The organism is Mesorhizobium sp. IMUNJ 23232 (assembly GCF_044326205.1).
Taxonomy (GTDB): domain Bacteria; phylum Pseudomonadota; class Alphaproteobacteria; order Rhizobiales; family Rhizobiaceae; genus Kumtagia.
Window position 1 is genome coordinate 88526 of the sequence record NZ_JBIRCY010000030.1, and the last position, 8202, is coordinate 96727.

Below are 8202 nucleotides of genomic sequence, written 5' to 3' on the forward strand. Positions count from 1 at the left end.
TTCCGCCTGTGTCGCAGACCTGCTGGAATCTGATACGGGAAAGTGCGAGTTGGTGACGACATGCCAACTGTCCGTTGTCTAGGCTTGGTCTAGTAGCACGAGAGCTGCCATTCGGCTTGCTGCCCCAGAGACGACATTTCGCGATCAGCGTCTCAAGGACAGCTTCCCGCGCTTTTTCCACTCTGCCCTCTTAGATCCCTTTGTCACAGAGCCAGCCCGCGTTTCCGACCAAGATGCCAGTCGATGCCGCCACCCGCTCGTACGACGCCGGAGACGTGACGGTCGATGTGCTTCTCCATTGACGGTGACCAGGGCACGAGCTGGAAGCCTAGCCCATCATCGATCATGGCAAAGCGGCCCGACGCGAGCGAGAGGCGGCGCGTATAGATCCCCGAGACCTTGCCGCCATCCGCGGATTTGGTGAACGGCAGGCCGGTCTCGTTGGCGAGTCGTTCGCCGAGCACTTCAATCTCACGATCGCGGAGTGTTCCTATCAGGTTGCGCGCGACGACGGTTCGCTGGCCAGTTCGGCTGGCAAGGCCTTCCTTGATCAGGTGCTCCGCGCGTGCCTCAAGAGCCTCTTTTACCTCGCGCCCGAAGCCGCCCTCGCCAAGCTCGGCCGGCTCACGTGCGACGAATTGTCGGTCGAGCCAAGTCGCACCGTCGGCGTGAACCTGCTCCGCGACGGAAAGGTCGGAACGAACGGCGAGCACAACACGATCGTGGCCCTTCGCATCTTCGTAGCGACGAAGCTCGACGATCGATCCGGGCGGGGAGTCGGCCGTGGCTTCGAGATTGTGGAAGCGGATATGCTGGGTGCGGCCGTCGATGCTGTCGATGATGGCATAAGCCGAGCCGGAGAGCTCGTCGTGAAGACCGCGCTCCAACAGCCGGCCGATGACGGGCGTGTCGACCTCCTCGGCGGAGAGCACATAGCTGGCCGGTCCTCGGTCGAGGCCGTGCTCGGCCAGACTGCGATGGATGCGCTTGATGATGTCGCCGCGCTCACCCAACGCCCGCAAGGTCGGCTCGGCTTCTTCCGCGATGATCCATTGGCCTGGACCGATTTCGGTGGCCAGTCCGAGACTTTCGAGCTTGCGCAGCCGGCCGACCTTGAGCGTCAGATACTCGTCCGGCGGCTTGTCGGGTGCGGGTGCGATGTCGATGACGCCGTGCCGGTCGGCGTCGTTCTGAAGCTGGCGATCGAGCTGCGTCCAGCGCTCCGCCTCGATCTGGCGGTCGAGCATCCGCCGGATCTCCTGGTCGTTGCGCGGCCCGAGCTCTTGGGTGACGAGATCCTGTGCCCGATCCCGCATGCCGCGTCGGATGTAATCGCGATCGATCACGAGGTCCTTGCCGTCATCGGTCCGGCCGCGCACAATGATGTGGACATGCGGGTTGTCCGTGTTCCAGTGGTCGGCGGCAACCCAATCGAGCTTCGTGCCGAGGTCGTGCCCGGCCTGCGCCATCAGGTCTCGCGCGAACGTCTTCAGATCTGCCATCTCGAAGGCGTCTTCCGGCGAGACGATGAAGCGGAAATGGTGCCGGTCGTCCTCGCAGCGCTCGGTGAAGGCCTTGAGATCGATGTCGTCGGTCTTCGCGCCGAACATGAGTGCATTCTCGCCGTCCCTGGTCACCCCCTCGCGTCGCAGGTAGCCGAGATGCCGGCTGAGCGGCGCACTCTTCCCATTCTGGCGAACGACACGCGCCTTCACAGTGCAGAAGCGTGTGCGGCGCGTGATGAGGCGATTGGCGCGAATAGTGGCCACGCGACCGCGGCCAACTCCTCCGCCCCGGCCGGACGTGATCTTCCCGGTGTGGGAGATATGACCGCCGGCACGTTGCGCGGCCGCGAGCGCCTGAAGGATGAACGGCCGGACTCGCTCGGCGCTGCGCGAGCGCATTCGCCCTGGTCTGACACGGAAATCGTCGTCCTTCGTCATGATCGCGTCCTGCACCTTGCGGATTTCATTGAAAGGATTGAGGAAATCGCAATAGCGCACCTCGCGCTATTCCACCGCACATCGCGAAGTGGGTGCGCAAAGCCTTACAAATCCGCCCCCCAACCGACGCGCACATCGCGCGCTTTTATCTTGCCATGCCTCCTCGGTTCCCTCGGCGGCCCTCCCGCCACCGCAATCCGCATCGCGGCGCAGGCCGGAGTGCGATTGAGGCTAAAGCAATCGGTCACGGTACGAAGCCGGACGATCGCTGCACGAACAGCCCGTTGCCAGGCGGTCTGTGGCCCGTTCCGGAATCGTGGGAAGGGTCACCGGGCAACGGCTCGATCGCCGTGAGATCGGTGACGAAGTCGCGGGCCGGCAACGAGGAGACGAGTGAGCTCGTTGTAGTGGGCGGCGTGTCTGCGGGCGCATTCGGCTTGCGATCAGCATACACAGGATCGACACTCCGGCTGCTCCCGGCATGCGCAAAGATCAGCGAGCGCGCTGCACTCCGTCGGTGGCTCGGCCGAGGCGATGTTGACGGAACAGTCGCTGTTCCGTCGACCATCGGTGCAAGCTTTCTGAGGTAGGCGACAGTCTCGCGTGGCAGCGGCCGGCCTTTGGCAAGGTATTCTTCGTAGCGCGCCGGACCGGCATTGTATGCCGCAAGGAAACCCTTCTTGCCGAAGCGATCCAGCATCTCGCGAAGGTAAGCCGCGCCAGTCAGAATGTTGTCGCGCGGCTTGAAAGGGTCATCGCCGAGACCGTGCCTGGCGCGAAGTTCCGCCCATGTCGCCGGCATGATCTGCAGCAGGCCCATCGCGCCTTTCGGCGAGACGGCATGCACGTCGCCGGCGCTCTCAGCCTGCATGACTGCGCGGATCCAGCGCTCGGGGATTGCGAAGCGCTCCGCAGCCTCTGATATGTGATCCGACCACGGATCGGACAACACCGCAGTAGTTGCCGAGTGTCGCGATGGCGGACCTTTTGCTGGCTCAGCGTGTGCCGTGCATGTAGCGAGCGCTAGCGCGATGCGTGCCGACAACATGGCAACAATGAGCACGTCGACGCACGAACCGCCGTCCCGACGCACCGTCAGCCTGCCGCCGTGCTCGCTTCCGTCAAGGGCAAGGCTGCGCCGGCCGAAAGCGCTTCCCGCGTCTGGAAGCACGTTGTCGACATGATCGCCGTGGGAAGCGTCCGGCCGCCCTTGACCTACGCTGCGCGCGACGGCTGTCCGACAGGCGATCGGGTCGAAGGGTTTGACCGGTGCCCGATCGATCAAAGGGTTTGAGGGATCAGGCTCACGGGAATGCGATGGCCGCATGTCTCATGCCCGCTCGTCGCGCTTCGACAGCCGGTCCCAATGCAGGGTCCAGGTGCCCTTCTCCGCGTCGGCCTCGAAAAGGCGCGCGCGCAGCGGCTGCATGAAAGACGGATCGTCGATGGCGACCGATAGCCATCGGCCGGCCTTCTCGCCGGTGCGGTTCCAGGCCGCACCCACTTCCAGGCCTTCGCAGAAGATGCGGTGGTCGGGTGCGCTCTCCACGTCTGATTTCTCGGCTGGAAGTATGGCGAGCTTCACGTCGATGGTCAGTGTTCGGACGTTGCCGAAGAAGCCGTCATCGTTGCAGGTGAAGGTGCCGATCTTGCTCATCGGATGCTCCTTTCGTGGCTGAGGAATGGGGCGCCCTCGCCTCACCGGCAGGCGATCCGGCGGCTGATGCGGGGGCGGTATCCGTGTCGTCGGCGGTCCAGACCGGAACCGCACGACCGACGATAGATGCGAGCGGGAGCGGACCGAAATAACGGCTGTCGAAGCTGTCCTCGGCGTCCCAGTTCATGAGGAAGGCCTCGCCCTCCGCGACGACGCCACAGCCCTGCCGGTCCGGCAGGCGGCGGCCATGGCTGTCGAACTCGCGGGCGCGGCCATACGTCATGCCGTATGCAGCGATCTCCACGCCCCGCCGGCAGACGGTGGTGCCGGCAAGCGCCAGCACGCGCTTGATCAGCGGTACGCCGCGCGGCAGGTAACCGCGCTCGGCGAGGAGGCTTGCCAGCGGTTCGGGCGGCATCACGACAACAAGGTCAGCGACGTCGATGCGCTCGGCCGGCTCGACGCGGTAGAGCCCGATCGGCACGCTGGCGGATGCATTCCAGACGAAGCGCGGATGCTTGCTCCATGTGGAAGCACTGATCAGGCCGACACCAGCGAGCATCGCGGCGACAATTGCTTCGCGGGCGCTCATTGCTCGGTCCGGCGACGCAGCAGCCAGGCTTCATGGCGCTGGCGCGTGTAGGGACGCGGCGTGTCGCGGATGGCGAGACGGCTATGCACATGCCGCCAATATTCCGGCGCGACATCGGCAGCATCGATGCCGAGCGCCTCGACCTGGTCGATGACCTGCAGCACTTTCTCGACGTTCGGCCATCCCTTGGCCGTCAGCAGGATGTCGGCGCCGGGCCGCACGTAGGCGAGCGTCGAGCAGCGCTTGCCTCGTGCGACGGCACGCACGATGTCGATGCGCGAGGCGATGGTGCCGAAATCGTTCGCCGTCCAGCGCACGAAGGCGAAGACGCTGCCGGGTTCGAAGGAGACGACGCGACGGTTGCGATCGATCGTGTGTTTTGCAACGACGTGTCCGAAGCGGATGTAGTTCTCGATCCGCCTCTTGATCCACACCAGCTCGACGTGGGTGAGATCATCGCGATCTAATCTCCGCTGCGCCCCGGCCCGTCCTCGCCCGCGGTCGGTCATGATGTTTCTCCGTCACTGAAAGGAAGGATGTCGGCAATTCGATCGCGGATGCGCTGCGCCATCTCCATTCGCCCGCTGCGTGGGCCAGCGGCGCGATGGGGCGAGTCCGTGAACGAGGCCACAGGGTTAGCCTGCCGCGCTCTGGGATCTTCGGAACGGAGTTTTCGAAAACGGGCAGCGAGTTTTCGGTTGCGCGGAGACAATGTGGTTCCACAGGGCGTGGAAAGCGGCAGGCGCGTTAGAGGGAATCCGAAGGATTGCCAGTTAGTAAAGTTAGAGGGTTCGCAACCGCCGCCGGCGCAAGGCGTCGCGGGTGGTTTCGGTCCCCGATAGCACGGGGATCCGGTCCCCGATGGCACGGGCTTTGTGGTCCCCGATAGCACGGTTCTGTCCACAGCCACCTCACAGATCGTCTGATCGGCGGCGGGTCGGATGTTCGCTCGGCTCGCCGGTTTTCGGATTGTTCGGATCAGGGCGAAAAGTCAGCCGCTGGCGCCCGTCAGGGTCGGCGGTCAGCGCGAGCCGGTAGCCGGGCAGCGGCTGGCGGCGGACGATCTCACGCAGGTCATAGGCGAAGTGCTTGAGCGGCGAGAGCGTGCCGGACTTCAGGTGGAGGTGGCGGAGATCGAAGCTCCAGCCCCAGGCCTGCCGCCCGCCGTGCTTGCGCACGAGCCGGTAGAGCCAGCGCTCCAAACCGCCTGTGAGGTCAAAATACTCGCGGTCGATCGTCAGGATGAGCGCATCGTCGCGCACGCCGGCATAGAACCAGTCCGGCAGGATCAGCTCGATGCCGAGCGGCCGTCCGTCGCCGTCCAGCCGCTCCTTCCATTCGTTGATCCACGAGAAGCGATGCCGCCGGCGCTCGGACGGCTGCCGAATCGAGGTCGCGACCGTGGTGGATTGCAGCCTGTCGAGAGCGGCTTTCAACCGATCATAGCTGCGGGCTGAATCGTCACGGCGGATGAAGGTGAGAATCTCATACGGCGTGGCGGCCATCAGCCGTGAGGTCAGCAAGCCCTTGTCGCGTGCATCGACGATCTGGCTGGCTGCCCAGATGAGAATATCGGCATCCCAGATGGTCGCCATGCCGTGCTCGAGCGTGGCCTCCACGCGGATGGAGATGTTGCCCATGTGGAAGTCGATGGGCGTGATGCGGCGGGACTTCGCCAGCGAGAAGAACGGCCAGGCCATCAGGTCTTGCGAGTCGCGCGCCGCCATGCCGCCGGTGCGCGCACGAAAGCGCAGAAGCTGTTCGTCCTCAACTTGACGGCGGCGCATGACCGTCCTCCGATCAGCGCTCACGCGGCCGGCCGGTGTAGGCCGGCGCGCGCGCTGCATGCGGTTTGGCGGGAGGGATGACGGTGGTGTCAGTGTCGCTGGTCGAGGAGCGCCGGCTGGTGGCGATCCATTCGCGCAGGTCCTCGACATCGTAGAGTACGCGGCCGCCGATCTTGCAGTAGCGCGGGCCTGTGCCGTAGGTGCGGTGCTTCTCCATCGTTCGAGCGCACAGCCCGACGAAATGGGCGGCTTCCTTGGTTCGCACGTAGCGGTGGTTTAGCCCGTCCGTGTCTTTCGCCATGCTCGTCCTGCTCCTCGCGGTGGCGGTGCGGCCCTGGCCTGCCGGGGCGCGTGGAGAGGACGATGGCGAAGTTCGGAAGAGCCGAGGGAGGGAAAAAACAAGGGAGTGCGTTTTTGCGCACCTCAGCGAGGGGCCTTACCGGGATAGAAGAGCAGGTCGAGATAGCCGCCGGCGACCATGCGGTCGGCGCGGCGCAGGATGGCGCGGACCTTGTGCCGCAGAGGATGATCGCGCCAGTCGCGCGACGCCATCGGTGTGTGGGCGAACAGCGTCTCGGCGATCTGTCGCTGCGGCGCGCCGGACCGTCGCCCGTCGTGTGCACGCAGGTTAAGGATATGCCGCGTTTTCGACTGCCGCGGCAGCGCGCCATAGGCCGGCGCTGGGCGTCTTCCCTTCAACTCGCGCCAGAGGTGGCGGGCAGCGTCGAGGCGGAGTTCGAAAGCATCATCGAGCGGCAGAACGACGGCGTTGATGGGAGCGTCGCCTGCACTTTCGACGACAAGATGATGTGCGCCGGTTGAAGACCAGCGCGCATGCGCTTGGGCGTCATCGCCTAAGCGATAGACGTCGCCGGCGGGAGCGAGATCGACTGCCGGTGCTTTCGGAGCGTTCGGGTCGGCCAGCCTCGTCGCGCGCAGGACACGCGGCGAGGCTTGCTCAGACCAGACGATGTGTTCAGGCGTGAGGGAGCCGTCATCCGGGACGATGAAATCGCAATCCCCACCGTCTGGCAAATTCGGCAGTGCCGATCAATTCGCCGGGCTGTGGCCTGCGACGCTCCAGCAGAGCGCTGCATTCGGCAGCGAACTGCTCGTTGCGCAGCAGGAATTCGGCGGCAAACTCGGAGGGCTCGTAGCCCAGCATGTCCACCCAGTCCGTTGGATCGCTCCAGTCGCGCGGCTGCGACATGGCAATCGTCCTCTCCACGATCGCCCCTGCCCGACCTCAGGAATCAGCTTTCGGTGAAGGCTGAGAAGAGTGGAGTCGGAGAGTCAGCAAACCGGTATGCGAAACTCGCAAAGCCGGCCTGTCGCGGAAGGCGTCAGTGCGGCGCGCCGCCCGAGATCAGGTAGCTGTAGCCCTTCTTGGTCATCCAGTGCGCTCGCGCTAGGTGAGTCTCCCATGCACGGAATGCACGATCCGGATCTTGCTCTGGATCGATGTGCAAGACGATCCTTGCGACCTCGCGCCAGTCGGCATGGTCTATTTCTGCCTGGAGAAGGCGAAGGTACGTGAGCAGCCGTTCCTCGTCGTAGCCAGTCAGGATCGGAGACGTCGGCGCCTCGTCGGCAACGTCAGGGTCGAGCAGCGGCAGACGCAAGGCGGTCTCCATTAGCAAAGCGGCAATAACTAAGGCAGCGACCTGGCAGGGCGACGATCGCGACAAAGGAGCATACGATACCGGATTGCCTGCCAATTATAGTATAAAAGCAATGCCTAACTTTCCAGATCGAGGCATTCGTTGCAGCACAGGCGACGTTCACGGCCCGCATCGACCTGCGTATCAGGCTTTCCGAGACGATGAGATTGCAATCCATGCTCCCTCCTTGCTGCTCGCTTTGTCGAGAATACTCCGTGGTTGAATACTCGACAAGGCGATGCACTCCGATCAATGGAGATTCGAGAGGTTTTCGCGCGCAATCTGCGGCGATACCGGCAGGCAGCCGGTCTGTCGCAGGAGGAGCTTGCGCATCGGGCTGACGTCGATCGTACGTATGTCAGCGCGTTGGAGCGCAGCGTCTACGCCGCGACGATCGATGTGGTCGACAAGCTTGCCGTCGTGCTCGACGTCGATGCCTCCGATATGCTGAAGCGACCAACTACGGCGGCGAATCGAAAGCGATGATTTCGATTTCGACTACCCCTTCTCGTTCCGTGTGTAGCCGAGTGATTTCGGTCGTAACCATGATGGCAGTTGCATC

11 protein-coding genes are annotated in these 8202 nt (G+C 64.2%); 1 reads left to right on the forward strand and 10 read right to left on the reverse strand.

From position 1 onward, the window contains the following. Nucleotides 1-203: 203 nt before the first annotated feature. The 10 genes from ACH196_RS21430 to ACH196_RS21475 all read right to left on the reverse strand — a co-directional run bounded on the left by ACH196_RS21430 (nt 204) and on the right by ACH196_RS21475 (nt 7601). Nucleotides 204-1943, reverse strand: a complete 1740-nt coding sequence (locus ACH196_RS21430) for a relaxase/mobilization nuclease domain-containing protein (RefSeq protein WP_396648955.1) — start codon at nt 1941-1943, stop codon at nt 204-206. Between the two features lie 244 nt (nt 1944-2187). Beyond that, the gene (locus ACH196_RS21435) at nt 2188-2814 is read right to left on the reverse strand and encodes a lytic transglycosylase domain-containing protein (RefSeq protein WP_396648956.1); all 627 of its coding nucleotides are present in this window, start codon (nt 2812-2814) and stop codon (nt 2188-2190) included. A gap of 459 nt (nt 2815-3273) precedes the next feature. Beyond that, nucleotides 3274-3600, reverse strand: coding sequence for a DUF736 domain-containing protein (locus tag ACH196_RS21440; protein ID WP_396648957.1), 327 nt, complete (start codon nt 3598-3600; stop codon nt 3274-3276). Then, nucleotides 3566-4192 carry a S26 family signal peptidase gene (locus ACH196_RS21445; protein ID WP_396648958.1) on the reverse strand — a complete coding sequence of 209 codons (627 nt, stop codon included), beginning with the start codon at nt 4190-4192 and terminating at the stop codon, nt 3566-3568. The genes ACH196_RS21440 and ACH196_RS21445 overlap by 35 nt, the downstream gene beginning before the upstream one ends. Then, nucleotides 4189-4701, reverse strand: a complete 513-nt coding sequence (locus ACH196_RS21450) for a DUF2840 domain-containing protein (protein WP_396648959.1) — start codon at nt 4699-4701, stop codon at nt 4189-4191. The genes ACH196_RS21445 and ACH196_RS21450 overlap by 4 nt, the downstream gene beginning before the upstream one ends. Nucleotides 4702-5103: 402 nt before the next feature. Continuing rightward, on the reverse strand, nt 5104-5979 hold the full coding sequence (locus tag ACH196_RS21455; RefSeq protein WP_396648960.1) for a replication initiator protein A: 876 nt from the start codon (nt 5977-5979) through the stop codon (nt 5104-5106). 13 nt (nt 5980-5992) lie between these two features. Continuing rightward, complete coding sequence (locus ACH196_RS21460) at nt 5993-6280, reverse strand: helix-turn-helix transcriptional regulator (protein ID WP_396648961.1); 288 nt, start codon at nt 6278-6280, stop codon at nt 5993-5995. A 122-nt stretch (nt 6281-6402) separates the two neighbouring features. Beyond that, the gene (locus tag ACH196_RS21465; RefSeq protein WP_396648962.1) at nt 6403-7014 is read right to left on the reverse strand and encodes a DUF2285 domain-containing protein; all 612 of its coding nucleotides are present in this window, start codon (nt 7012-7014) and stop codon (nt 6403-6405) included. Then, entirely contained in the window at nt 6974-7189 is a 216-nt protein-coding gene (locus ACH196_RS21470; RefSeq protein WP_396648963.1) for a transcriptional regulator domain-containing protein, read from the reverse strand. Before ACH196_RS21470 ends, ACH196_RS21465 begins: the two co-directional genes overlap by 41 nt. Before the next feature lie 133 nt (nt 7190-7322). Next, on the reverse strand, nt 7323-7601 hold the full coding sequence (locus ACH196_RS21475) for a DUF2285 domain-containing protein (protein ID WP_396648964.1): 279 nt from the start codon (nt 7599-7601) through the stop codon (nt 7323-7325). A 291-nt stretch (nt 7602-7892) separates the two neighbouring features. Between ACH196_RS21475 and ACH196_RS21480 the strand changes: the two genes are divergently transcribed. Continuing rightward, nucleotides 7893-8126, forward strand: coding sequence for a helix-turn-helix domain-containing protein (locus ACH196_RS21480; RefSeq protein WP_396648965.1), 234 nt, complete (start codon nt 7893-7895; stop codon nt 8124-8126). The last annotated feature ends 76 nt before the right edge of the window (nt 8127-8202 follow it).

Bases quoted from the DNA above. Each gene is read 5' to 3' on its own strand.
- ACH196_RS21430 (WP_396648955.1), bottom strand. From the start codon at position 1,943: ATGACGAAGGACGACGATTTCCGTGTCAGACCAGGGCGAATGCGCTCG.
- ACH196_RS21435 (WP_396648956.1), bottom strand. From the start codon at position 2,814: ATGCAGGCTGAGAGCGCCGGCGACGTGCATGCCGTCTCGCCGAAAGGC.
- ACH196_RS21440 (WP_396648957.1), bottom strand. From the start codon at position 3,600: ATGAGCAAGATCGGCACCTTCACCTGCAACGATGACGGCTTCTTCGGC.
- ACH196_RS21445 (WP_396648958.1), bottom strand. From the start codon at position 4,192: ATGAGCGCCCGCGAAGCAATTGTCGCCGCGATGCTCGCTGGTGTCGGC.
- ACH196_RS21450 (WP_396648959.1), bottom strand. From the start codon at position 4,701: ATGACCGACCGCGGGCGAGGACGGGCCGGGGCGCAGCGGAGATTAGAT.
- ACH196_RS21455 (WP_396648960.1), bottom strand. From the start codon at position 5,979: ATGCGCCGCCGTCAAGTTGAGGACGAACAGCTTCTGCGCTTTCGTGCG.
- ACH196_RS21460 (WP_396648961.1), bottom strand. From the start codon at position 6,280: ATGGCGAAAGACACGGACGGGCTAAACCACCGCTACGTGCGAACCAAG.
- ACH196_RS21470 (WP_396648963.1), bottom strand. From the start codon at position 7,189: ATGTCGCAGCCGCGCGACTGGAGCGATCCAACGGACTGGGTGGACATG.
- ACH196_RS21480 (WP_396648965.1), top strand. From the start codon at position 7,893: ATGGAGATTCGAGAGGTTTTCGCGCGCAATCTGCGGCGATACCGGCAG.